22 protein-coding genes, 1 tRNA gene and 1 pseudogene are annotated in these 22,416 nt (G+C 56.7%); 13 read left to right on the top strand and 11 right to left on the bottom strand.

Annotation, left to right across the window (positions count from 1 at the left end; all coding sequences use genetic code 11):
* Positions 1-66: 66 nt before the first annotated feature.
* Positions 67-1,110 (top strand): threonine aldolase family protein, encoded by a 1,044-nt coding sequence (locus LB462_RS25265; protein ID WP_224513729.1) that lies wholly within the window; start codon positions 67-69, stop codon positions 1,108-1,110.
* A 51-nt stretch (positions 1,111-1,161) separates the two neighbouring features.
* Here the strand turns inward: LB462_RS25265 and LB462_RS25260 are convergent, their stop codons facing one another.
* Entirely contained in the window at positions 1,162-1,632 is a 471-nt protein-coding gene (locus LB462_RS25260) for an Hsp20 family protein (protein ID WP_112531695.1), read from the bottom strand.
* A 263-nt stretch (positions 1,633-1,895) separates the two neighbouring features.
* On the opposite strand from LB462_RS25260, the gene LB462_RS25255 reads away from it, so the two are divergent.
* Positions 1,896-2,333 (top strand): antifreeze protein, encoded by a 438-nt coding sequence (locus LB462_RS25255; protein ID WP_112531696.1) that lies wholly within the window; start codon positions 1,896-1,898, stop codon positions 2,331-2,333.
* Positions 2,334-2,609: 276 nt separating this feature from the next.
* Positions 2,610-3,563 carry an alpha/beta fold hydrolase gene (locus LB462_RS25250; RefSeq protein WP_224513727.1) on the top strand — a complete coding sequence of 318 codons (954 nt, stop codon included), beginning with the start codon at positions 2,610-2,612 and terminating at the stop codon, positions 3,561-3,563.
* Between the two features lie 4 nt (positions 3,564-3,567).
* Here the strand turns inward: LB462_RS25250 and hisN are convergent, their stop codons facing one another.
* Positions 3,568-4,341, bottom strand: coding sequence for a histidinol-phosphatase (hisN, locus tag LB462_RS25245; RefSeq protein WP_224513724.1), 774 nt, complete (start codon positions 4,339-4,341; stop codon positions 3,568-3,570).
* Between the two features lie 247 nt (positions 4,342-4,588).
* A complete protein-coding gene (locus LB462_RS25240; RefSeq protein WP_224513723.1) occupies positions 4,589-5,479 on the bottom strand; it encodes an N-formylglutamate amidohydrolase in 891 nt (296 codons plus the stop codon).
* Between the two features lie 275 nt (positions 5,480-5,754).
* On the opposite strand from LB462_RS25240, the gene cpdR reads away from it, so the two are divergent.
* Both cpdR and LB462_RS25230 read left to right on the top strand, forming a co-directional pair.
* On the top strand, positions 5,755-6,117 hold the full coding sequence (cpdR, locus tag LB462_RS25235; protein WP_008124673.1) for a cell cycle two-component system response regulator CpdR: 363 nt from the start codon (positions 5,755-5,757) through the stop codon (positions 6,115-6,117).
* A gap of 100 nt (positions 6,118-6,217) precedes the next feature.
* Positions 6,218-6,292, top strand: a tRNA-Val gene (locus tag LB462_RS25230).
* Positions 6,293-6,332: 40 nt separating this feature from the next.
* Here LB462_RS25230 and LB462_RS25225 read toward each other — a convergent pair.
* Positions 6,333-6,578, bottom strand: a pseudogene (locus LB462_RS25225) (LysR substrate-binding domain-containing protein); the annotation flags it as partial.
* 172 nt (positions 6,579-6,750) lie between these two features.
* Between LB462_RS25225 and gnd the strand changes: the two are divergent.
* Both gnd and LB462_RS25215 read left to right on the top strand, forming a co-directional pair.
* Entirely contained in the window at positions 6,751-7,788 is a 1,038-nt protein-coding gene (gene gnd, locus LB462_RS25220) for a phosphogluconate dehydrogenase (NAD(+)-dependent, decarboxylating) (protein WP_224513719.1), read from the top strand.
* A gap of 41 nt (positions 7,789-7,829) precedes the next feature.
* Positions 7,830-8,498, top strand: a complete 669-nt coding sequence (locus LB462_RS25215; RefSeq protein ID WP_370637292.1) for a hypothetical protein — start codon at positions 7,830-7,832, stop codon at positions 8,496-8,498.
* Between the two features lie 46 nt (positions 8,499-8,544).
* Here LB462_RS25215 and LB462_RS25210 read toward each other — a convergent pair whose 3' ends face one another.
* Complete coding sequence (locus LB462_RS25210; RefSeq protein ID WP_224513716.1) at positions 8,545-9,549, bottom strand: aldo/keto reductase; 1,005 nt, start codon at positions 9,547-9,549, stop codon at positions 8,545-8,547.
* Between the two features lie 100 nt (positions 9,550-9,649).
* On the opposite strand from LB462_RS25210, the gene LB462_RS25205 reads away from it, so the two are divergent.
* The 3 genes from LB462_RS25205 (at position 9,650) to LB462_RS25195 (ending at position 12,527) form a co-directional block, all read left to right on the top strand.
* Complete coding sequence (locus tag LB462_RS25205; RefSeq protein ID WP_224513715.1) at positions 9,650-10,561, top strand: LysR family transcriptional regulator; 912 nt, start codon at positions 9,650-9,652, stop codon at positions 10,559-10,561.
* Between the two features lie 118 nt (positions 10,562-10,679).
* Complete coding sequence (locus tag LB462_RS25200) at positions 10,680-11,969, top strand: Hsp70 family protein (protein ID WP_224513713.1); 1,290 nt, start codon at positions 10,680-10,682, stop codon at positions 11,967-11,969.
* Between the two features lie 78 nt (positions 11,970-12,047).
* On the top strand, positions 12,048-12,527 hold the full coding sequence (locus LB462_RS25195) for a MaoC family dehydratase (RefSeq protein WP_224513711.1): 480 nt from the start codon (positions 12,048-12,050) through the stop codon (positions 12,525-12,527).
* Between the two features lie 7 nt (positions 12,528-12,534).
* Here LB462_RS25195 and LB462_RS25190 read toward each other — a convergent pair whose 3' ends face one another.
* The 5 genes from LB462_RS25190 to LB462_RS25170 all read right to left on the bottom strand — a co-directional run bounded on the left by LB462_RS25190 (position 12,535) and on the right by LB462_RS25170 (position 19,958).
* On the bottom strand, positions 12,535-13,710 hold the full coding sequence (locus tag LB462_RS25190; protein ID WP_224513709.1) for an alpha/beta hydrolase: 1,176 nt from the start codon (positions 13,708-13,710) through the stop codon (positions 12,535-12,537).
* Between the two features lie 818 nt (positions 13,711-14,528).
* Positions 14,529-15,083: a sarcosine oxidase subunit gamma gene (locus tag LB462_RS25185; protein ID WP_224513707.1), complete on the bottom strand. Its 555-nt coding sequence runs from the start codon at positions 15,081-15,083 to the stop codon at positions 14,529-14,531.
* The gene (locus LB462_RS25180; protein WP_224513706.1) at positions 15,076-18,054 is read right to left on the bottom strand and encodes a sarcosine oxidase subunit alpha; all 2,979 of its coding nucleotides are present in this window, start codon (positions 18,052-18,054) and stop codon (positions 15,076-15,078) included. The genes LB462_RS25185 and LB462_RS25180 overlap by 8 nt, the downstream gene beginning before the upstream one ends.
* A gap of 4 nt (positions 18,055-18,058) precedes the next feature.
* The gene (locus LB462_RS25175; protein ID WP_224513704.1) at positions 18,059-18,415 is read right to left on the bottom strand and encodes a sarcosine oxidase subunit delta; all 357 of its coding nucleotides are present in this window, start codon (positions 18,413-18,415) and stop codon (positions 18,059-18,061) included.
* 289 nt (positions 18,416-18,704) lie between these two features.
* Positions 18,705-19,958, bottom strand: coding sequence for a sarcosine oxidase subunit beta (locus LB462_RS25170; RefSeq protein WP_224513960.1), 1,254 nt, complete (start codon positions 19,956-19,958; stop codon positions 18,705-18,707).
* 399 nt (positions 19,959-20,357) lie between these two features.
* On the opposite strand from LB462_RS25170, the gene rpsU reads away from it, so the two are divergent.
* The 3 genes from rpsU (at position 20,358) to LB462_RS25155 (ending at position 22,215) form a co-directional block, all read left to right on the top strand.
* Positions 20,358-20,609 carry a 30S ribosomal protein S21 gene (rpsU, locus tag LB462_RS25165; protein ID WP_112532314.1) on the top strand — a complete coding sequence of 84 codons (252 nt, stop codon included), beginning with the start codon at positions 20,358-20,360 and terminating at the stop codon, positions 20,607-20,609.
* Between the two features lie 227 nt (positions 20,610-20,836).
* The gene (locus tag LB462_RS25160) at positions 20,837-21,610 is read left to right on the top strand and encodes a tetratricopeptide repeat protein (RefSeq protein ID WP_370637300.1); all 774 of its coding nucleotides are present in this window, start codon (positions 20,837-20,839) and stop codon (positions 21,608-21,610) included.
* Positions 21,610-22,215, top strand: coding sequence for an NAD(P)H-dependent oxidoreductase (locus LB462_RS25155; protein WP_224513700.1), 606 nt, complete (start codon positions 21,610-21,612; stop codon positions 22,213-22,215). Before LB462_RS25160 ends, LB462_RS25155 begins: the two co-directional genes overlap by 1 nt.
* Positions 22,216-22,271: 56 nt before the next feature.
* Here the strand turns inward: LB462_RS25155 and LB462_RS25150 are convergent.
* A partial coding sequence (locus LB462_RS25150) for an NAD(P)(+) transhydrogenase (Re/Si-specific) subunit beta (protein ID WP_224506381.1) occupies positions 22,272-22,416 on the bottom strand: 145 nt, incomplete at its 5' end.

Here is a 22,416-nt window from a genome sequence, read left to right as displayed (position 1 = left end):
TCCCTTTTCACCAGCAGATGAAAGGCGTATGCGTGTCCGCGTCAGTGGAAAATCGTAAGGTCGACTATGCATTTTGCTTCCGATAATTGGGCCGGAGCCCACCCGAAGATTGCCGAGAGTTTGAGCAAACATACGGATGGCTTTGCCGCCGCCTATGGCACAAGTGCTCTCGACAAAGCGGTCGCACAGACGTTCAACGAGATATTCGAGCGAGAGGTTGCGGTTTTTTTCGTTGCCACCGGCACCGCCGCAAATTCACTGGCGCAGGCAGCTATTGCGAAGCCGGGTGGTGTGACGTTCGCTCATCGCGAAGCACACACGATCGCGGACGAAGGCGGAGCGCCTGAATATCTGACCGGCGGTGCCCGGCTGCACCCGGTCGACGGGCCGCTCGGACGCATCGATGTTGACAATCTCAAAAAGGCGATCACCGGGTATAACAATGTCCGCGCCGGTCAGCCAATGGCGGTTTCCATCACGCAACTCACCGAGAGCGGCACGCTTTACGAATCAAATGAAATCGCTGGGATATCCGCGGTTTGCCGCGAAAACGGTCTGCCAATGCATATGGATGGCGCCCGTTTTGCCAACGCGCTGGTTTCGCTCGGCTGTTCCCCTGCGGACATGACCTGGCGGCAGGGCGTCGACATGCTGTCGTTTGGTGGAACGAAGAATGGCTGCTGGTGCGCCGAAGCACTCATTTTCATGGATCCGGCACGCGCTGAGGCTTTTCCCTACATTCGCCAGCGGGCCGCGCAACTCTTTTCAAAGTCACGCTTCATCGCCGCCCAGTTCGAAGCCTATTTCGAAGACAACCTCTGGTTGGATCTGGCAAGGCATTCCAACAGCATGGCCCGGCGCATGGCTGACCACATTGCTACATCAGGCAATGTTCGACTAGCCTGGGAGCCCCGCGGCAACGAGATTTTCGCGGTCATGGAAAAGGCGACTGCAGCGAGGTTGCGCGATAACGGTGCACTCTTCTACGACCAAAACCCGCCCCACTCCGAAAAACATCTGATCGGCGAAAATGAAACGCTCGTCCGATTGGTGACCAGTTTCGCCACCTCAACAGAAGAAATAGATCGCTTTGGCGACCTGATTGCATGAAAAAAGCGGCGCATTGCTGCGCCGCTTCTTCTCACACGTTACAGTAACCGCTTAATGCGTGGCTTTAGCCTCGATCTGCTTGGCTTCCTTGTCGGACAAGGAAGTGACGGCGATCTTGCGCGGCTTCATCTCCTCCGGAATTTCGCGCTTGAGTTCAATGTGCAAAAGGCCGTTTTTCAGGCTCGCACCACTAACTTCGACGAAATCGGCAAGATGGAAGCGGCGCTCGAAAGCGCGCGAGGCGATACCGCGGTAAAGCGTTTCGGCCTTTTCATCGGACTTCTCTACAGCCTTCTCGCCGGTCACCTTGAGCTGGTTGCGATGTGCCTCGATCTGGATCTCGTCCTCCGAGAACCCGGCAACAGCGATGGTGATGAGATAGGTGTTATCGCCAGTCCGCTCGATATTATAGGGCGGATAGGTCTGGGCACCTTCTGGCTGGGCCAGACTGTCGAGAATGGTGAAAAGCCGGTCAAAACCGACGGTTGAACGGTAGAGTGGGGAAAAATCAACGTGACGCATGTTTAAGCCCTCCTTTAGAGCGACAATGTTTGCGTGTTTTGGCTCTCGGTAGAACTCCCTTTGTGGCAAGTTCCGTCGAACCAGCGACCCCGATATGGCGGTCACGGAAATTATCTGGTTAGCCCGGCGGCGGATTTCAAGAGGTTACAAAGTGTGGCTGTGGATGAACGCAAAATGAACATCATCTTCGGAATACGTTCACGTGGATGTGACTATAAATGCACCAAGGTTGGAAACGAACCGATACTACAAAGGATACGATAATGAAGAAAACCGTCCTCGCACTTACCGCTGCAGCACTTCTCGTTACCGGGTTTGCTGCTTCGGCAATGGCCGACAGCCGCTATTACCGCGCTGACGCAGCCGCCGAATATCTTGACGACAGCGGTGGCGCCGATGGCTATTTCGTTCAGGAACGCCGCTACTATGATGGCGAGAGCCGCCGCTACTATCGCGATGATCGTCGCGAACGGTTTGGTCCCCGCGACGTCGCGCGCATGCTTGAACGCCGTGGTTTTCGGGTCCGTGACGTGAACTTCGAGCGTGGGCGCTATTTCGTACGCGCTGCACGTCGTGGCGATCCGGTCCTTGTCGTCGTTTCGCGCGATGGAGATATTCTGGAAACCCGCCGGATGGGCGGTGATCGTTATCGCGATCGTCGCGAAAGCGGTTTCAGCATCGAGATAAACCCGGCTTACTGAGTATAAAAGCCGAATTCGTTCCGGGTGTAACGTCCCTTCCATCCGGAATGAACTGACCGGAAGCTCTCAGGCAGAGTTTCCGGTCATTCTTTTTTCTAGTGCAATCCCAAGAAAAAGTGGGAACCGATTTACCGTCCGGGATTGCGTAAAACAAAGAGTTAGAGCAATTCCGCGATTCGAAGAAAAACGGAAATGCTCCAACTGCGGTTTGACCTTTGCAGCGCCACATTTTATCACAGGCAGAGACTATTGGCGGCGAGGAATTGACCAGACCAAATGATCAGACCGCTTGTCGAAACTTCATCCAATCCTATCCCGTCCGGTACACGCGTTGATTCGCTGAGTCTTCGCGACGGCAAGGAACTCCGCTATACCATCACCCCGGCCAGTGCCCAGCCTGCGCAGGGCACAGTCATCATCCTGCACGGCCGTAATGAGTGCATCGAGAAATATTTCGAGACGGTCCGCGACGTCGCTAACCGTCGCTTTACAGTTGCGACATTCGACTGGCGCGGCCAAGGTGCATCCAGCCGGCTCCTGCAAAATGCCGCAAAAGGCTATGTAAAAAGCTTTGACGACTACGCGGTCGATTTCGAACAATTGTTCGAAGGCGTTCTCTTGCCCGATTGCCGCGGGCCATTCTACATCCTGGCTCATTCCACCGGAGCGCTTGCGGCCCTCTTGGCCGCCCCAGCCCTTTCGAACCGCATCCGCCGGATGGTACTGATCGCGCCGCTATTGGATATCAATGGCAGCCGCGCCAGAAAGACGATTGCGCGGGTTGGCGCGAGCACACTTCGTTATGCAGGACTTGGCCGGGCTTATATGCTTGGCGGTCCGCATCAGATAAAGCCCTTTGACTTCAATGAAGTAACGTCCGATGCGGCGCGTTACCTGCGCAATTGCGAGATTCTCGAAAAAGCGCCAGAACTCGCTATCGGTGGGCCCACGGCAAGCTGGATCGTCGCAGCCGCCAAAGCGATCAAAAAGATCAGTCGGCCGGAATTCATCGAAACGATCCGGATTCCCATGCTGATGGTTGCAGCGGGAGCCGACAGCGTCGTCTCCACTCCGGCGATCGAGCGTTATGCCTTGCAACTGCGCAATTCCACATTGCTGACAATAGATGGCGCCAAGCATGAAATCCTTCAGGAGAAGGATTTCTATCGCGAGCAATTCTTTGCCGCGTTCGACGCCTTCATTCCCGGCACCGGCAGCGAGACGGAATAGAACGTCAACGGTTGAGCAATTCCAGAGCCTTGGCGTGCAGTTCGGGCGTCGCAGCAGCAACGATATTGCCGGCCTTCTCCGCCGGACCTCCATCCCACGTGGTGATCACACCACCAGCCTTTTCGATGATCGGAACAAGCGCCACGATGTCATAGGGATGCAGGCCGGTTTCGACAACGAGATCGACGAACCCCGCAGCCAGCATCGAATAGGCATAACAATCCGTGCCATAGCGCGCGAGCCGCACGCTTTGTTCGACCCGATCATAGGCAGCGCGCTTCTCATCCTTGAACATTGCCGGCGTGGTCGTAAACAGTGTGGCCTCGGAAAGTTCGGTCGTTTTCCGCGTTTCGAGACGGCGAATACCGCCCGGACCCTCGTACCATGAAGCGTCACCGTCACACATGAACAGCTCATTGGTAAACGGTTGGGCCATGAGCCCCGCCACTGCATCCCCATCGATGGTAAGACCAGCCAATGTTCCCCATACAGGAATACCGGAAATGAACGCGCGGGTACCATCGATCGGGTCGATCACCCAGACATGCGAATGATCGAGGTTCTCGCCGCCGAACTCTTCGCCGAGAATGCCGTGATCCGGGAAACTGGCGTTGATCAGTTTGCGAATCGCCTTTTCAGCCTCTCGGTCCGCCTCTGTAACAGGGTCGAAGCCTGTCTGATATTTGTTGTCGATGAGCGAAATCGTGCGGAATCGCGGCAACGTCTGCTCTGCTGCGACACCGGCGATTTGCTTCAAAAAGGAAAGCTCAATGACCAAAATAGCTCCTCACGATTAAAATATCCTCATTTTCCTGCCGTGTCGGCCAGTTTATTGCATTTTTTTTAGGCAATTAATAATGGTGCCCAAAAAAACATACAAAACACTTGACATTTGTGCGGCGCAGCATAGATTGATACACGGACAGGGCGACCTGTCTATGCCCTCCTTGGGCGTTTCCTCCCTAGACTTGGGCCGCGCTTACGCGCGGTCTTTTTTTGTTTAAAAATCTGCTGCTGGTAAGACGCTATTCGGCAGCAAGCGGCGTATCCAGGAAGTAGAAATCCGGTAGCGACACGAGATCCCGTAGAAAAAGTGCAATATCCCGCTGCAGCTGATCGAAGCCTGCCTTTTTTTCGTAACTGTGTTCGTTGAGGTAAAGACCGCGATTGACCTCGATCTGCAGGGCATGAAACTGCTTGAGTGGCCGCCCGTAGTGCTCGGTGATATAACCGCCCGCGTAAGGTTTGTTGTGGGCGACCACATAGCCCATCTCCCGAAGCAGCTGGATCGCTGCGTTTGCAAGCTCTGGCGCACAGCTTGTGCCAAACCGGTCGCCGATAATGAAATCCGGGCGCATACCGCTTTCTGGAAAACGAATGCCTGTCGGCATCGAATGACAATCGACAAGGACGCCATAGCCAAAGCGTTCGCGCGTTTTAACGAGAATATCTCCAAGGAGCGCGTGATATGGCCTGTAGATTGTTTCTATACGGCTCAGCGCCTCATCGATGTGGAGCTTATGCGCATAAATTTCCTGCCCTTCGCCGACAAGGCGCGGAATTGTGCCCAGACCACCCGCAACCCGGGCGGAATGCCCATTGGCGTACGAGGGCAGCGGTTCAAAAAACATTTTAGCATCGAGCTCGTAAGGCTCGCGGTTCACATCGAGATAGGCCCGTGGAAAATGCGCCACCACCAAGGGTGCGCCGATCATAACCGCTGAGGCAAACAGCTGATCGACAAAGCAATCTTCCGAACGCCGGATCGTGTGCGGATCGAGTTGCGATTGCTGCAGGAAGGCGGCCGGATAATATCGTCCGCTATGGGGTGAATTGAAAACGAACGGAATGCGTTGATCGGACGGTTGCCGCAATTCGTAAGGCAGGCTGTCAGGAAAATCACGCTCGGCCGTCATCGCTCACTTCGAAGGTTCACTACTGTTTATGGTACCACTCTAGATCAAGTTTCCTTCAGATGGAATTGACCAACGGTCCACCATGACCAACTTTCTGACGTATGCAAGTTACACCTGTTGGGGTGCTTTTCCCGCGAAACGGCACCTCGACTTTTGCAGCGTTCACGCTTATTTCTAGCAAATCATTCACGCGATCTTTACCAAAAAAGCGTTTCTTGAATCGTGATGGACGCTGATCTGGGGATGATCGGGTGCTAACCAATTCGGACGGACTGATGAAGAGAATCCTTCTTGCGGAAGATGACAACGATATGCGGCGCTTTCTGGTCAAGGCGCTGGAGAAAGCGGGGTATCACGTCACGCATTTTGACAATGGCGCCAGCGCCTATGATCGATTGCGCGAAGAGCCGTTTTCACTGCTTTTAACCGATATCGTCATGCCGGAAATGGACGGTATCGAGTTGGCGCGCCGCGCTTCGGAAATCGATCCCGACCTGAAGATCATGTTCATTACTGGCTTTGCTGCCGTGGCGCTCAATGCCGATTCGAAGGCTCCGAAAGACGCCAAGGTGCTTTCCAAGCCGTTCCACCTGCGCGATCTTGTCAATGAAATCGAGAAAATGCTTGTCGCAGCCTGATAGGCTGCGGCATTCGTTCCTTCTTGTGAAGAAAGCCTGATAAGTTCTCCCTACAGCTATTGACGGAGCCAATTCAATATGGTGTATGCGCCCGTCAGATGGGCGTGTAGCTCAGCGGGAGAGCACTACGTTGACATCGTAGGGGTCACAGGTTCAATCCCTGTCACGCCCACCATCTGAACCCCAGACACTGCATCGGGCCGCTGGACACTGTTTCACTTGCTCTGCTCGCGCCCCTCAATCAGCGCGCGCCGTTTACCGAGATGATATGCGAGAAAGTCGAGAACGGTTCGGGTCCGGGCGACGCGCCTGAGGTCCGGATGTGTAAGCAGCCACAAGGAAACCTCCATGTCGGGGAGTGGGGAACCGACGCGCCGAAGTTCCGGATCAGGGTCGGCGAGATAGCAGGGTAGCGCCGCAACACCCATGCCAGCCCGCGCCACAGCTGCCTGTCCAGATAGGCCGGCGCCGCGTAGGGCACTGTCCCCCGGCCATGGTCTTCCATCACGATCTTATGACCACGTGCGTCGCTTGTGCCGCCAGATACGCCGACCTACGTTGTCGGTGGCATTGCCCTGTCGCCGTTTAGGTGTAGCCTCCTGAACAATTCCAACCCTTCGGCGGAGATTCGAGATGCAGCTTGGTATGATTGGACTGGGGCGTATGGGCAGCAACATGGCGCAACGCCTGATGAAGCATGGTCACGACTGTGTGGTTTACGATACGCGTGCCGAGAGCATGGTGGAGTTGCAGAGCCTCGGCGCCAAGGGCAGCACGTCGCTGCAGGAATTTGTCTCGACGCTGACAAAGCCCCGCGCCGTATGGCTGATGTTGCCCGCTGCAGTCGTTGACAAGGTTCTGGCGCAACTGGTGCCGCTGCTCGACAAGGACGATATCGTCATCGATGGCGGCAATTCCTACTATCACGATGACATCCGCCGCAGCGGCGAGTTGAAAGCGAGCGGCATCCACTATGTCGATGTTGGTACGAGCGGCGGTATATTTGGCTTCGAACGCGGCTATTGCCTGATGATCGGCGGCGAAAAGGATATCGTTCAACACCTCTCCCCGATCTTTGCCGCCCTTGCTCCTGGCAAAGGCAATGTACCCGAAACCCCAAGCCGTCTGGAGAACCCGGTCGCCGGCAGCACGGCCGATCAGGGTTACTTGCATTGCGGGCCGCATGGTGCCGGACATTTCGTCAAGATGGTCCATAATGGCATCGAATACGGATTGATGGCTGCCTATGCGGAAGGCCTCAACATTCTGCGCAATGCGGATATCGGCCTGCGCTCGCATGAGGTCGATGCCGAAACAACGCCGTTGCAGAACCCCGAGCATTACCAGTACGAGTTCAACCTGCCCGACATTGCCGAAGTATGGCGTCGCGGCAGCGTCGTCAGTTCGTGGCTTCTCGACCTCACAGCCGATGCCTTGCATGGCGATCCCGCGCTCGCGAGCTATGAGGGGCGCGTCTCGGATTCGGGTGAAGGCCGCTGGACCGTCATGGCCGCGATCGACGAGGCCGTACCGACACCCGTTCTCAGCGCTGCCCTGCAAGAACGCTTCTCTTCGCGCGGCAATGCCGACTTCGCCAACAAGATCCTGTCCGCCATGCGACGTGAGTTTGGCGGACACGTGGAAAAACAGGCGCCGAAACCGGCTGGGTAATCCCGCCCGCCGGACGCCTGTGCATACAGGAGTACAAAGTCATGGATATGAAAATGCTGAGATCGACCCTTCCGATACTGGCTCTGGCCGCTGGCGTGGCGATGGCGCTGCCGCTGGAGGCCAGCGCTCAAAGCATGATGAAGAAGGGTCAGTCAACCATGACGACGAAGGCGTCCAACAGGGCCAATGTCCGTGGAACAATCGAGAGCTTTGACGACACATCCATTGTCGTGAAAACGCGCGAGGGACCGGATGCAACCGTCACCTTGAGTGATGGCTGGGTTGTCGGCGGCGTCGCCAAGGCGTCGCTTGATGACATCAAGAAGGGCGATTTCGTCGGGATAACCAACGTGCCTAAAAGTGAAGGGGGCAACAGCGCGCTTGAGGTGGTGATCTTTCCTGCTGCACTCAAGGGCACAGGTGAAGGCGACCGTCCATGGGATCTGAAGCCGAATAGCAGCATGACAAACGCCACAGTCGCAGATGCTGTCAAGGACGTCGATGGCCGCACCCTTACGGTCACCTATCGTGGCGGCGAAAAGAAGATCGCCGTTCCTGACGGCACGCCGATCGTTACCCTTGCACAGGCCACAAAGGACGATCTGAAGCCCGGTGCTACCGTCTTCGTCGCTGCCGAGAAGGACAGCGATGGCACCCTCACCTCAAAACGCGTCGTCGTCGGCACGAACGGCGTCGTTCCACCCATGTAGTCACAAGAAAATATCCCGGAAACAGTGCTGCTTCCGGGATATGCACTCAATGGTGAGCGCCAACTTCGCTGTCGAGATGTGCCATCTGCACTTCGGCGTAGCGCGTCCCGGCGGCGGCGCCTTTGGGCACGGCATTCTCGATAGCGCCTAGGTCATCTCTCGTAAGCTTGATGTCGAGTGCGCCCAGCGCTTCACTCAACCGGTCGCGCCGTCGCGCACCGATCACCGGTATGATGTCCTCGCCCTGCGCCGCGACCCAGGCGATGGCGATCTGCGCCACCGTCACACCCTTGCTGGCTGCAATTTTCTGCAGGGCCTCGACCAGCGCCAGGTTCTTGTCGACATTGTCCCCTTGAAACCGCGGGCTATGCGTGCGGAAATCGCCCGGATTCGTGTTACCCTTTTTCCAATGCCCGCTGATCAGACCGCGTGAAAGCACCCCGTAGGCGGTGATCCCGATCCCGAGTTCGCGGCAGGTCTGGAGAATACCATTCTCGATGCCGCGCGAAATCAGCGAATACTCGATCTGCAGGTCGACGATCGGATGCACGGCCGCGGCCTTCCGGATGGTTGCCGAACCAACCTCGGACAGGCCAATATGCTTGATATAACCGGCCTTGACCATGTCGGCGATCGCACCAATCGTATCTTCGATCGGCACATTGGGATCGAGTCTTGCCGGCCGATATATGTCGATATAGTCGACATCCAGGCGTTGCAACGAATAAGCGAGGAAATTCTTGGTCGCTTGCGGCCTCGCATCAAAGCCGGACCAACCGCCCGCGGGATCGCGAAGACCGCCATATTTGACGCTGATGACCACGTCTTCGCGCTTCTTGCCCTTCAAGGCCTCGGCAATCAACAGCTCATTGTGGCCTTGGCCGTAGAAATCCCCCGTATCGAGAAGATTGATTCCTGCATCAAGCGAGGCATGAATGGTCGCGATGCTTTCGGCGCGATCGGAGGGTCCATAAATACCCGACATGCCCATGCAGCCGAGACCGATTTCGGAAACGCGCGGTCCGGTTTTTCCAAGTTGACGATATTGCATATTCTAACTCCGGTTTTTCAACGTTGCCGATCAATATAAAACAACTATGTTTGTGCGATAATCCCGTCTATTGTGTACGGGTTGTTTGGAAAAATGCACAATGAATGAGCCTGACCTATCCGACCTTGGTGCTTTGGTAGCGGTCGCGCATACGCGCAGTTTCCGCGCGGCGGCCGCGATCCGCGGTGTGTCGCCGTCCTCTTTGAGCGAAGCCATTCGCCGGCTGGAAGCGCGTGTTGGCGTGCGATTGCTCAACCGCACAACGCGCAGCGTCACACCAACCGAGGCCGGAACGCAGCTGCTCGAACGTCTTGACCCGGCGCTGGGAGAGATTGCCGGAGCGCTCGATGCTCTCAATAATTTTCGCGACAGCCCCACCGGCACGCTCAAGCTCAATGTGCCGATCGTCGTGGCGCAGAAGATCCTGCCGCCAATCATCAACCGCTTCCTTGCCTCACATCCCGGAATCACGCTGGAGATTTCAGCCATCGACACTTTCATCGATGTGCTGGCGGCAGGCTTTGATGCGGGGATACGCTATGACGAAAGCATCGAGCGCGATATGATCGCAATCCCGATAGGCCCCCGCACCCAGCGCTTCATGGTTGCGGCAGCACCATCGTACCTCGCAAACAACGGCAAGCTCGAGCATCCACGCGATCTCATCCATCACGCTTGCATACGTCACCGCTTTGCCAGTGGCGTGGTTCTAAACTGGGAATTCGAGCGAAACGGCAAGCTGTTAAAAATCACGCCCAAAGGTCCGCTTATTGCCTCGACTGCGGACATCGGCATTGGCGCTGCCATTGCCGGTATCGGGCTGATCTATACATTTGAGGAATATTTGAGCCCGGCCATCGCCAGCGGCGAGCTTGTCCCTGTGCTTGACCCTTGGTGGCAGAGTTTTACGGGCCCGCGTCTCTACTATCCGAGCCGCAGACATATGCCTGCACCGCTTCGGGCTTTTGTGGATTTCATCAAAAATACCGAACATCCGCACGTTCAAGCCTAGGTCTCTTGCATCCACCGCCCCGCTATGCCATGACGCGCGCTCCCATTCGAGGCGGTGTTTTGCGCGGCCCTTCATAGATTCTCGACCACTCAATTTCCGGTACAAAAGGAGCGCTGCCATGGCTCAGGCGCTGGGTTTCGACTTTGGCACGACAAATACGGTTATGGCCTTGGCCGATGGATCGTCGACCCGCTCGCTGGCCTTCACCAGTGCGGCCGGCACCGCCGACAGCATGCGAACCGCCTTGTCCTTTATGAAGGATCCCCTCGCAGGCGCATCCGCTTTGAAAGTCGAGGCCGGACATGCAGCCATCCGGCAGTTTATCGACCATCCCGGCGAATGCCGCTTCCTGCAATCCATCAAGACTTTTGCCGCAAGTGCGCTGTTCCAGGGCACTTTGATCTTCGCCAAGCGCCAGACTTTCGAGGACCTGATGGAGATATTCCTGCGGCGCCTCAAAGTCTATGCAGACGACAACTGGCCTTCGGACATCACGCGTGTGGTCACCGGACGCCCCGTACATTTCGCCGGCGCAAATCCAGATCCGACGCTGGCGACCGAGCGCTACAACGAAGCCTTGACGCGCTTTGGATTTCCAGAAATCCACTTCGTCTATGAGCCAGTTGCAGCAGCATTCTATTTCGCCCAAAATCTCAAATCCGACGCGACGGTGCTCGTCGCCGATTTCGGCGGTGGCACGACCGACTATTCGATCATTCGCTTCGAAACATCGGCCGGAAAGCTCAGCGCGACACCGATCGGCCATTCTGGCGTAGGCGTTGCCGGCGACCATTTCGATTATCGCATGATCGACCAGATCGTCGCGCCGCAGATAGGCAAAGGCAGCTTGTTTCGAAGCTTCGACAAGACCCTCGAAGTCCCCGCCTCGTGGTATGCGAATTTCGGCCGCTGGAACCAGCTTTCTATCTTCAAGACCTCGCGCGAGTTTGCCGCTTTGAAAAAACTCGTGCGTGACAGCCTTGAGCCGGAAAAGCTGGAGATTTTTGTTGATCTGGTCGACCACGACGAAGGGTATCCGCTCTATCAGGCCGTGTCTGCCACCAAGATAGCGCTTTCATCGGCAGACGAAGCGGCGTTCGAATTTGCACCTCTCGGGCGCGGGGGCCACAAGACTATCCGCCGCTCCGACTTCGAAGGCTGGATCGCCAGCGATCTGGCACGTATCGAAGGCGCGCTTGATGATGTGCTCGAAAAGACGAAGACCTCTCCTGCCCATATCGACAAGATATTCCTGACCGGAGGTACATCCTTCGTTCCGGCGGTCCGTCGCATTTTTACAGAGCGGTTCGACCACGATCGAATCGAGAGCGGCGGCGAACTTCTGTCGATTGCTCACGGCCTTGCACTGATCGGCGAGCGCGACGACATCAAGCAGTGGACCGCTTAGTCTCAAATTCTTGAGGGATGACAATCTGGCCGCAACGGTCTATCGAACAGTTTCGAGAATGCAGTTGGAAACGGGATTATGAAAGAAGCGGTTACGCTCAAGCAACTGACGGCGGCCATCGGAACCGAAATCGGCTGCTCGGAGTGGCGCGTCGTCAGCCAGGAGATGATCAATCTGTTCGCTGACGCAACCGATGATCATCAGTTTATTCACACCGATCCGGAACGCGCCGCGGAAACGCCCTTTGGCGGCACTATCGCCCATGGTTTTCTGACGATCTCGCTGCTGTCGACATTGGCCTATGAGGCGCTCCCGATGATCGAAGGCGCGACTATGGGCATCAATTACGGTTTCGACAAAGTGCGCTTCATGGCGCCGGTAAAATCCGGCAAGCGCGTACGTGCCCGCTTCAAGCTCGTGGATGCCGATATCCGCCCTTCGGGCCGTGTTCTCAACAATTATGAAGTAACGCTCGAGATCGAAAACTCGCTCAAGCCCGCGCTCGTCGCCAATTGGCTGACTATCGCGGTGCTCGAGCATCCACCGGAAATGGATTGAACCGGCGTCAAATGAAGGCGCCGGCTGCATCAAGCGGCACACCACTTTCCCGATAGGTCGTCACAAGATCCCTGAATGCGAACGGGCCCTGCACGAACATCCCCATATCGTAAGGATTGCGGATTTGTGCGCCCTTCAGAAACAACAAATGCATCTTGAAGAAATTGGCCTTCGCACGCGCATAACGCGTAGCACTGTGAATATTCTTGAAACGAACTTGCCGGATAATCGGCTGGTCGAGCGGGGTTATTCCAAGAGCAGCTGCGGGATCCGACTTATAGAAATGAATGATATCGGTGATGGTCTGAAATTCGGCCCAGAGCACCGGCGTCTCCTCGAAGACGACCCTTGTATCTTCGCGCAAGCTCGTCGCGCGCGGATGAAAGGCGATCATCAGCAGGCATGAGCCTGCGGCCAGCAGAGATACAGGCTTTTGTTTTAGAAGTTGCGGGTTGCTGCGCCAGACATCGGCTATGGCCTCCACGGCAGGAACCGTCCCAAGGCTATGCGCGACGATTACAACCTCATTGGCATCACTCGTTTGCAATTTATGCACGAGATGCTCCGCAAACTCGCGTCTGCGTTGCAACAGTCTCGGATTGCGGTGGTGAATACGATCGGAGGCGGCGGTCCAATCATCTAGCAGATAGGAGAAGAACACCTTGTCGCCTGGCCAACGGACCAGCAGCCGGCCGAACAGCAATGCCAGTGGTATTGTCCAGATCAGATGTAGTGCGTTGAACCCGCCCAACAATGGCAACAGGCCAAGGCAGATTGTCACCAGCGTGACGAAGCAGGCGAAGGCAAACGGCCACAGGAAGAAGATGCAGAACCGCCAACTCGTCCAGAGATAGCGAAAGAACGTACCACTCAAGATGATATCGAGGAATGCCATGAGCCCCGTGGCAAAACGCGTCGCCACGTTTCTCGCAGCGTAGGCGTCGAAAATATCGGCGCTGCCATATTGGCAGAATTCCGTTTCGGTCTGCCAATTTGCGCCGGTGGTCTCGATATGCATCGAAGCGATGTTCAACCCCTCGGCCAGCATCGGTCCGGTCTTCGTCTTCGCATTCCAGAGGCGGCTGAAGTCGGCGGAGCTGTTCAAATACCGGCCGCGCACCCTGTCAGGATGCAACCCTTCATAGCCGGTAAAATTGATAACCAGACGCTTTCTAACAGCCATCACGATTCTCTGTGCGAAGAGACCGCGTAAGACTGCAGCCACCGGGCATCTCATTGGGGCGAACGGCGGCGCAATTGTGGTGGACCGTCCAAAGTTGAGCGCCACTAGCATATAATCGCTACGGTTTGTACTCCCTTATCTCCCCCTCTGTGGGGGAGAAAGGATTTTCTTGGTGTTAGCGCAGCTAACCCTTAGAAAATCCAAGAGAGGGGATAAGTTTGCCCGCTATCGCAAATCCCCTCACTTGCGATTTCTAGCACTTAGCAAGGGCTAAGATGCTGAAATCGCTTTCTCTCCCGCAAGGGGAGAGATAATCGGCATCGGCTGTCTGCGCTTCGTTCGCTGAAAGTCCATGGCCATTTATCCACGCTCTCCAAACCTCGGTTATTCTTCTATCCGTGTCCTTTCCATGGGGAGCTGCTTCCGGAGCCGTTCGAAAGTGGGGAAGGACGGCGTGTCAGCGGGCGGGCAACGGACCCAAGCGCTGGCCGACCTGTTCGTCTTCGGAGGTCAATCTGCGCCCACAGGCAGATATTGCCTCCATTGTTGACGCCAACGCCAATCGTGCGGACACTGCACCGACGGCGACGATGGGCCCGGACTCCAGGCGTTCATCCACTCGCCCCGCGGAACAAGCAGAAGCTGGCCGGCAGGGGGAAAACGTTAGCGGGCGGTCTTCGGATCGCATTATTTATCTACAAAGACGCGCTTCGACGACCGCCCGTCTTCCCAACATCCAAACAATGGCCAGACGCGAAAGCGGGCGTGGCAAGGGGGAAGCACACCCTGTTCTTTGACATAGGAAAAATCAGAAGGCGCTAGATAGCAACGTCTCGCGCGGATTCCTGCAGAAATGCATAGGCGTAATTCGAGAATGACCGCCAGCATTCAACACGGAAAGCGTCTTCACCTGTCCGCCACAAGACAATCTCGATCTTGCCGAGTACTGTCCGCGACGCGGCACCCATGGGGAAAGCCTTCAGCGACAAGTCCTGCGGGCAACCGCCGTTGACGACCGCGGCGGCTCCTCTGCCGTTCACGATGATCCCGACGTTGCGATGTGAAATGTCGACCGCCGAATGCAGCACTTTCGCCTTGGCAAGATCGGCAATAACACCACTCTCGGCATTGTCGATGATCAGCCATTCGTCCGGGCCAATCCAGAGTGCTGCACGCCCGCCATTGGTCGCGGTAGTCTTCGGCTTCATGGGTAGTGTCACACCCAGAGCCTTGGACAGCGCGCTAACGGCATTATCCTTGGCGCGAAGCGAAACACGGGTCGCGTTATCCGCCAAGGTGACCGAGACGGAAGCGACATCCAGCTGGCCCGCCTGCAGCGGATGACGTCGTGTTGCCTGGACGATCTCAACCATTCAAGCGCTCCCCCTTCTCATCGAAAAATACGGTGCCGGTGACTTCAACTTCGATCACGCCATTCGGCATCGGTACGTAAAGCGTTTCGCCAAGCCGCTTTGATCCGTCGATAACCAGGGCCAAAGCGATGGAGCGGCCGCAATTTTCCGACCAATAGGACGACGTTACGTGACCGATCATGGTCATTGGTACCGGCTGGTGCGGGTTGGCGACAATCTGCGCCCCCTCTTCCAGAATTGTAGTCGGATCAACCGTCTTCAGACCGACAAGCTGTTTGCGGCCATTGGCTACCAGGTCCCGCCGCAAAAGGCCGCGAATGCCAACATAGTCCGTCTTGTTCTTGCCGATGGCCCAGGTCAGCCCCGCATCCTGCGGTGTAACGGTTCCGTCCGTATCCTGGCCAACGATGATGTAGCCCTTTTCGGCGCGCAGGATATGCATCGCTTCGGTGCCATAGGGCGTCAGGCCCAAAGGCTTGCCCCGTTCGTAGACGGCCTCCCAGACGGCCCGGCCATAGTCGGACGGCACGTTGATTTCATAGCCCGTTTCGCCGGTAAACGACATGCGGAACAACCGTGTCGGCACACCGCAGATCTTGCCTTCCCGAACGCTCATATGCGGCATGGCCTCGTTCGACATATCGATGCCTTCGACCAGTGGTGCGATGATCTCGCGGGCCTTCGGGCCCTGCACGGCAATCACCGCCCATTGCTCGGTCGTCGAGGTCAGCCAGACATCAAGATGCGGAAATTCGGTCTGGAGATAGTCTTCCATATGATGCATGACGCGCGGTGCGCCGCCGGTCGTCGTTGTCACATGAAAACGGTCTTCTGCCAGCCGCCCGACAACACCGTCATCGTAGATGAAGCCGTCCTCGCGCAGCATGATTCCATAGCGAAGGCGTCCGACGCCAAGCTTTTCCCAAGGATTGGTATAAAGCAGCCCAAGGAATTTCGCAGAATCCGGGCCGACCACTTCGATCTTGCCGAGCGTTGATGCATCGAAGATGCCAGCCTGATTGCGCACGGCAACGCACTCACGATTGACCGCAGTGTGCATGTCTTCGCCCGCCTGCGGGTAGTACCAGGCACGTTTCCATTGGCCGACGTCCTCGAAGGCAGCACCCTGCGTCTGGTGCCAGCCGTGCACAGGCGTGCGGCGGGTCGGATCGAACAGATCATGCCGCGCATGATTGACAATCGCGCCAAAGGTAACCGGCGTGAACGGAGCGCGGAATGTCGTCAGGCCAACTGCGGGGATCGGCCGGTTCAGAGCCTCGGCAGCGATCGCGAGGCCGTGCAGGTTCGACGTTTTGCCCTGATCGGTTGCCATGCCATTGGTGGTAAAGCGTTTGACATGCTCGATCGAGTGCATGCCCTCACGCACTGCAAGCCGCACATCCTTGGCCGTAACGTCGTTCTGGAAATCGACGAAAGCCTTGACAGTTGTGTCAGCGCCGGCGCCGGGCGCCGAGCCAATCATGCCGCCAATCCAATTGGTGCCACCAGTCGCAACGATAGCCTTGCCCTTGCCTCCGCCCGCTGCAAAAGCCTCGTCTAACGTTGCCTGCAAACCGTCGGTTCCATTGCAGGCTCCTATCGAAACGCATTCCTGCGCGTAGGTGCCCGGCAGGAAGCGCTCGTTTGCCGCATCCCAGGCGACCTTGCCACGGGACTGCGAAAACAGATGCACCGATGGTGTCCAGCCGCCGGACATGATCAATGCATCGACGGCGACCTTGCGTTCGCTACCGCCCCTCGTCCGCTGGATGGATATCGATGACACGCGCCGCTTGCCACCGGCACTGAAAACGGCGTGGCCCGTCAGGACTTCGATATCGAGCGAGCGGGCAGCGTCCACGACGGCCGGTGTTGGATTGTCGCGCGTATCCACGATAACGGGGACGTCGATACCGGCGCGCTTGAGGTCGATCGCCGCCGCATAGGCCGAGTCGTTGGAGGTGTAGACACCGACCTTCCGGCCGATGGCAACGCCATACTGATTGAGGAATATTCGCGCTGCCGACGCCAGCATGACACCCGGCCGATCATTGTTGGCAAAGACCATTTGACGCTCGATGGCGCCCGTGGCCAGCACGACCTTCTTCGCCCGAATCTGCCAGAGCCGCTCACGCGGCATATCGGACGCCGGATTGCTCAGATGGTCGCTGATGCGCTCTACCAGACCGACGAAATTCTGGGCATAGTAGCCAAACGCCGTCGTACGGGTCAGGACGGTGACATTGTTCATCGCGCGCAATTTCGCAATCGCTGCGGCTGCCCATTCGTAGCCCTGGACACCGTCGATGATCACATCGCTTTCATAACGCAGTGCACCGCCTGGCTCGGCTTGCTCGTCGCAGATGATCACGTTTGCTCCAGTCGACGCTGCGCTGAGCGCTGCAGTCAGACCAGCGGCACCCGCACCGACGACCAGCAGGTCGCAATGGGCAAACCGATTGGAATAGCGATCGGTGTCTGGCTCGCCCGGAACGACGCCGAGCCCCGCAGCGGCGCGAATCTTCGGCTCATAGATCGTCTTCCACGCGAACTTCGGCCACATGAAGGTCTTGTAGTAAAATCCTGCGGGCAACATCGGAGAGAAAACATCGTTGATCGCGCCGATATCGAAGGTCAGCGACGGCCAGCGATTCTGTGATTTGACCTTAAGACCGTCGTAAATCTCCTGCACGGTTGCACGCACGTTCGGCTGCTTGCGCGATTTGTCGCGCTCGATATCGACCAGCGCGTTCGGCTCCTCGCTGCCGGCAGAAAGAATGCCGCGCGGCCGGTGGTATTTGAACGAGCGACCAACAAGATGAATACCGTTGGCGAGCAGCGCTGAAGCCAGCGTGTCGCCTTCGAGGCCGGTCAGGCTCTGCCCGTCAAATGTAAAGCGAACGGTCTTCGCCGGGGTCAAACGGCCTGCGCCCGGGATACGGTTGCTGCCGGAGTGGTTGGCGGTGCTCATGGTCCTAAACCTCCACTTTCTTGGCACGGGTACGTTTCGTCGCAGGCGGTTCGGGTTCGGCAGCAACCGGTGACAGCAAGGTGTTGAGATCCGGGCGTGGCTCGCCGGCCTTGTAGACCGTCAAGAATTTGTCCGAGACAGAATCGCGCACCGCATTGAAGAACCGGCCGCAGCCATGAATATGACGCCAGCGCTCGAATTGCAGTCCCTTGGGATTCTGGCGAAAATAGAGAAAACCGGCAAAATCGTCGTCCGACTGCTCTATGATTGGGTTGGCGCGCACGAGATGCGCTTCCCCGGCATTGCGGAATTCGAGTTCCGGGCGCTCTTCTTCGCAATAAGGGCATTTGATGAGAAGCATGGTTCTATCTCGTTTCTTAGGCCGTAAACTTATGGATAGGGTCGAAATGGTATGAGGCTTTTCGTTCGGATACGAGGAGCGAAGGCGATGGAAATGTTTATCCATTTTCGAGCCTTTGCGACAAAGTAGCCGGCCGAAAAGACCATATCCTCCAGACGCCGAAACGGCTGCAAGCTGCAGTGTCGAACCGCTCGGCCGGGGGAAAGACCCCGCCCCTCACGCTTCTCCTCGCATCTTCTTGCCGTTTCAGGCGCCATTTCGATCATATCCATAAGTTCACGGCCTCAAATCAGTGCGCGACGGCAGCGGCGGCGGCCTCGTCGATCAGGCGCCCGGTGGTAAACCGCTCGATCGTGAACGGCGCGTTGATGCGGTGCGGCTCATCGCGAGCGATCGTATGGGCAAACACGTTGCCCGAGCCCGGCGTCGCCTTGAAACCTCCGGTGCCCCAGCCGCAATTCACATAGAGCCCGGACACAGGGGTCTTGGCCAGGATCGGCGAGCGATCCGGCGTCACATCGACAATGCCGCCCCAGGAGCGCAGCATTTTCAATCGTGTAAGAACCGGGAACATCTCGCAGATCGCATCGAGCGTGTGGTTGATGATGTGGAGACCACCGGTCTGCGAATAGGACGTGTACTGGTCGGTTCCCGCACCGATGACCATCTCACCCTTGTCTGACTGCGAAATATACGCGTGAACCGTGTTAGACATGATCACGCAGGGAATAAGCGGCTTCACCGGCTCGGATACCAGCGCCTGCAACGGATAGCTCTCGAGCGGCATACGCACGCCGGCCATGTTCATAATGACGGAGGTATGACCAGCTGCCACAACGCCGACTTTCTTGGCATTGATCGGGCCGCGATTGGTATCGACCCCCACAACTGCTCCGTTGGGTGCGCGGCGAATTCCCGTCACTTCGCAATTCTGGATGATATGCACGCCGCGATCGGCTGCTGCACGGGCGTAACCCCAGGCAACGGCATCGTGCCGGGCGGTGCCACCACGCCGTTGCAGCGCTGCGCCGATTATCGGATATCGGGCATCCGATGAAAGATTGATTGGCGGGCAGAACTCTTTGACCTGTTCCGGGGTCAGCCACTCATTGTCTATGCCGTTGAGCCGGTTGGCGTGGATATGGCGTTTGAACACCTGCACGTCGTGGATGTTGTGGGCCAGCATCATTACACCGCGCGCCGAATACATCACATTGTAATTGAGGTCCTGGCTGAGACCTTCCCAAAGCTTTACAGCGTGCTCGTAGATACCGGCGGATTCGTCATAGAGATAGTTGGACCGGATAATTGTCGTATTGCGGCCGGTGTTACCACCGCCAAGCCATCCCTTTTCAAGAACGGCGACATTGGTAATGCCGTGCTCCTTGGCAAGATAGTATGCGGTGGCCAGCCCATGTCCGCCCGCGCCAACTATGATGACGTCATATTCCGGCTTGGGTTCGGGCGAACTCCATTGCTGATCCCAGCCTTTATGGGCACGCATGGCCTCGCGGGCCAAGGCAAACACCGAATATTTCCGCATCATTCGTTCCCAGCAACTTGGCCCAGCAATTGAGCCATCGCACAGCTATTGTTCAAACCAGTTTACTTGCATGGCCTGTTCAGAAATCGACATCGATTTTGAAAGCGAGGATCATGCTTTTATGCATCAGTATCGTATCCGCTTAAAGCTCTTTTGCCATTTTGCGACGGAGATTGGCGCTGCATGCCGGTTAATCTAAAATTACGAGGGACGAGGACATTTCTATCCGAATATCCGCCATTGCCCGCAACAGAACCATGGACATACCCCGAGCTTTCTGATAATGGCCACCCTAGTTTGCGATGGATGACCGTCGCGAAGTCTGGTTTGTTGTCCCATAATCAAGGATTGGGGATTGAGGTCAGGCTCAACGAAATTCTAAGAGATACAGGATAAAACGTGCAGGTACTCGTACGCGAAAATAATGTTGATCAGGCTCTCCGCGTTCTCAAGAAGAAGATGCAGCGCGAAGGCATGTTCCGCGAAATGAAGATGCATGATCATTACGAAAAGCCTTCGATCAAGCGCGCCCGCCAGAAGGCAGAGGCAATCAGCCGTGCCCGCAAGCTTGCTCGCAAGCAGGCTCAGCGCGAAGGCCTTCTTCCGATGCCTGTGAAAAAGACACCGGTTCGCGCTTCAGCGGCTCGTTGATCTTCGTTTCATCGACGCCTTGACCCGATTACGGGGTGGAGTGGCTCGCGTCACACCGCCCTTTTTCGTTTGGTGCCATCGGAACAATAAAGCCTCTACGGCTTTTCATTGAACGGGACACATAAGACATGACACATCCGGTTGAACTGGCCTCACATCGCGCAATCTGGGCGGCCCCTAAAACAGTGCGTGTCACGGGACTCGTCATTGCCTCTGTTCTCACGCTCATGATCGCCGGATGCCAGAGCACCTCGACTACCGACATGACTGGTATCGACAAGGCGCAGGGTTCTACCGAGAATATCAGCTCGCTCAACGACGTTATCCGCAACAATCCGAAAGACCCGGAAGCCTATAATGTCCGCGGATCGGCCTATGGTCGTGCCGGTAAGAACAGCGACGCAATCAAGGATTTCAATACGGCGCTGCAGCTCAACCCCAACTTCTACCAAGCTTACGCCAATCGCGCGCTCGTCTATCGCAACATGGGTAACACGGCACAGGCAGCGGCGGACTACAGCAAGGCAATCCAGATCAATCCGCAATATGATGCGGCCTATATTGGCCGGGGCAACCTTTATCGCCAGCAAGGACAACTGGATCAGGCCCTGAATGACTTCAACCAAGCCATCCAGTTGAGCACGACGGACGCACGCGCCTATCACAACCGCGGCCTGATCTATCAGGCGCGCAACCAGCACAAGCAGGCGATCGAGGATTTCTCGACGGCAATCTCACTGCAGCCCGATGCCGCCGAGCCCTATAACGGTCGCGGAATCTCCTACGTCGCGCTTGGCGACGATGACAACGCCTTCGATGATTTTAATACCGCAATCAAACTTGATGGTGACATCGCAGAGGGTTGGGCCAATCAGGCGCTGATCTATGAACATCGCGGCGACAAAGCCCGCGCTGCAAAATCCTACGCCAGGGCCGTGCAATTGGATCCCAATTACAAGCCCGCACGCGACGGTCTGGCTCGCACACGCAAGACTTCTTGATGCACGCCAAGGGCAAACGCTTTGTCGTTGTCCTGGCTCATCCGCTTAAGAATAGTCTTTGTGCGCATCTTGCATCTCTCACTGCTTCTTTGATTGCTGACGCAGGACACGATCTACGGATCGTCGATTTGTACGAGCGTGATTTCGATCCTCGCCTCACGTCAAGCGAACGGCGGAGCTATTATGCCGAGCATGATGCGAGTGCGGTTGCCGAGGACGCCGAGGCGCTTCGAACTGCCGATGTGCTTGTCCTCATCTTCCCCACATGGTGGTTCGGGCTTCCCGCCATTCTAAAGGGCTGGATCGATCGGGTATTCGTGCCCGGCGTTGCCTATGATCACACGCCTGATTTCGGCCGCATGATCCCGAAGCTCACACAGCTGCAGTCCTGCTTTGCGATCACAACTCTTGGCTCGCCCTGGTGGATCGACTGGTTCATCATGTTCCGCCCCGTTCGGAGAATCCTGTCCCGCGCCATCATTGGTACATGTGCTCCAAAGGCCCGTTTTTCGATGGTGTCGCTTTACAATGCAGAGAAGATTGCCGCGGGTAGACTGGCTACCTTCGAGAGGCTGCTTACACAGAAACTGCAAATACTGATCTGATCAAAAAAAAAGGCCCGCCAAGTCTGGCGGGCCTTTTTTAACTCGAATGATCCGCTTCAGTGATCGAGTGCCTTGACGATATTTTCGACCATTTTCTTGGCGTCGGCGAAGAGCATCATGGTGTTGTCGCGGAAGAACAGTTCGTTCTCGACGCCGGCATAACCCGAACCCATGCCGCGCTTGATGAAGAGCACGGTGCCG

It is taken from the genome of Phyllobacterium chamaecytisi (genome assembly GCF_020164455.1).
GTDB lineage: Bacteria > Pseudomonadota > Alphaproteobacteria > Rhizobiales > Rhizobiaceae > Phyllobacterium > Phyllobacterium chamaecytisi.
Note: the sequence above shows the minus strand (reverse complement) of the source record. Positions and strands in the feature narration are given on the sequence as shown.

What these genes read in the sequence shown, in the direction of transcription:
- LB462_RS25265 (WP_224513729.1), top strand. Translation starts at nt 67, where the DNA reads ATGCATTTTGCTTCCGATAATTGGGCCGGAGCCCACCCGAAGATTGCC.
- LB462_RS25260 (WP_112531695.1), bottom strand. Translation starts at nt 1,632, where the DNA reads ATGCGTCACGTTGATTTTTCCCCACTCTACCGTTCAACCGTCGGTTTT.
- LB462_RS25255 (WP_112531696.1), top strand. Translation starts at nt 1,896, where the DNA reads ATGAAGAAAACCGTCCTCGCACTTACCGCTGCAGCACTTCTCGTTACC.
- LB462_RS25250 (WP_224513727.1), top strand. Translation starts at nt 2,610, where the DNA reads ATGATCAGACCGCTTGTCGAAACTTCATCCAATCCTATCCCGTCCGGT.
- LB462_RS25240 (WP_224513723.1), bottom strand. Translation starts at nt 5,479, where the DNA reads ATGACGGCCGAGCGTGATTTTCCTGACAGCCTGCCTTACGAATTGCGG.
- cpdR (WP_008124673.1), top strand. Translation starts at nt 5,755, where the DNA reads ATGAAGAGAATCCTTCTTGCGGAAGATGACAACGATATGCGGCGCTTT.
- gnd (WP_224513719.1), top strand. Translation starts at nt 6,751, where the DNA reads ATGCAGCTTGGTATGATTGGACTGGGGCGTATGGGCAGCAACATGGCG.
- LB462_RS25215 (WP_370637292.1), top strand. Translation starts at nt 7,830, where the DNA reads ATGGATATGAAAATGCTGAGATCGACCCTTCCGATACTGGCTCTGGCC.
- LB462_RS25210 (WP_224513716.1), bottom strand. Translation starts at nt 9,549, where the DNA reads ATGCAATATCGTCAACTTGGAAAAACCGGACCGCGCGTTTCCGAAATC.
- LB462_RS25205 (WP_224513715.1), top strand. Translation starts at nt 9,650, where the DNA reads ATGAATGAGCCTGACCTATCCGACCTTGGTGCTTTGGTAGCGGTCGCG.
- LB462_RS25200 (WP_224513713.1), top strand. Translation starts at nt 10,680, where the DNA reads ATGGCTCAGGCGCTGGGTTTCGACTTTGGCACGACAAATACGGTTATG.
- LB462_RS25195 (WP_224513711.1), top strand. Translation starts at nt 12,048, where the DNA reads ATGAAAGAAGCGGTTACGCTCAAGCAACTGACGGCGGCCATCGGAACC.
- LB462_RS25190 (WP_224513709.1), bottom strand. Translation starts at nt 13,710, where the DNA reads ATGGCTGTTAGAAAGCGTCTGGTTATCAATTTTACCGGCTATGAAGGG.
- LB462_RS25185 (WP_224513707.1), bottom strand. Translation starts at nt 15,083, where the DNA reads ATGGTTGAGATCGTCCAGGCAACACGACGTCATCCGCTGCAGGCGGGC.
- LB462_RS25180 (WP_224513706.1), bottom strand. Translation starts at nt 18,054, where the DNA reads ATGAGCACCGCCAACCACTCCGGCAGCAACCGTATCCCGGGCGCAGGC.
- LB462_RS25175 (WP_224513704.1), bottom strand. Translation starts at nt 18,415, where the DNA reads ATGCTTCTCATCAAATGCCCTTATTGCGAAGAAGAGCGCCCGGAACTC.
- LB462_RS25170 (WP_224513960.1), bottom strand. Translation starts at nt 19,958, where the DNA reads ATGCGGAAATATTCGGTGTTTGCCTTGGCCCGCGAGGCCATGCGTGCC.
- LB462_RS25160 (WP_370637300.1), top strand. Translation starts at nt 20,837, where the DNA reads ATGATCGCCGGATGCCAGAGCACCTCGACTACCGACATGACTGGTATC.
- LB462_RS25155 (WP_224513700.1), top strand. Translation starts at nt 21,610, where the DNA reads ATGCACGCCAAGGGCAAACGCTTTGTCGTTGTCCTGGCTCATCCGCTT.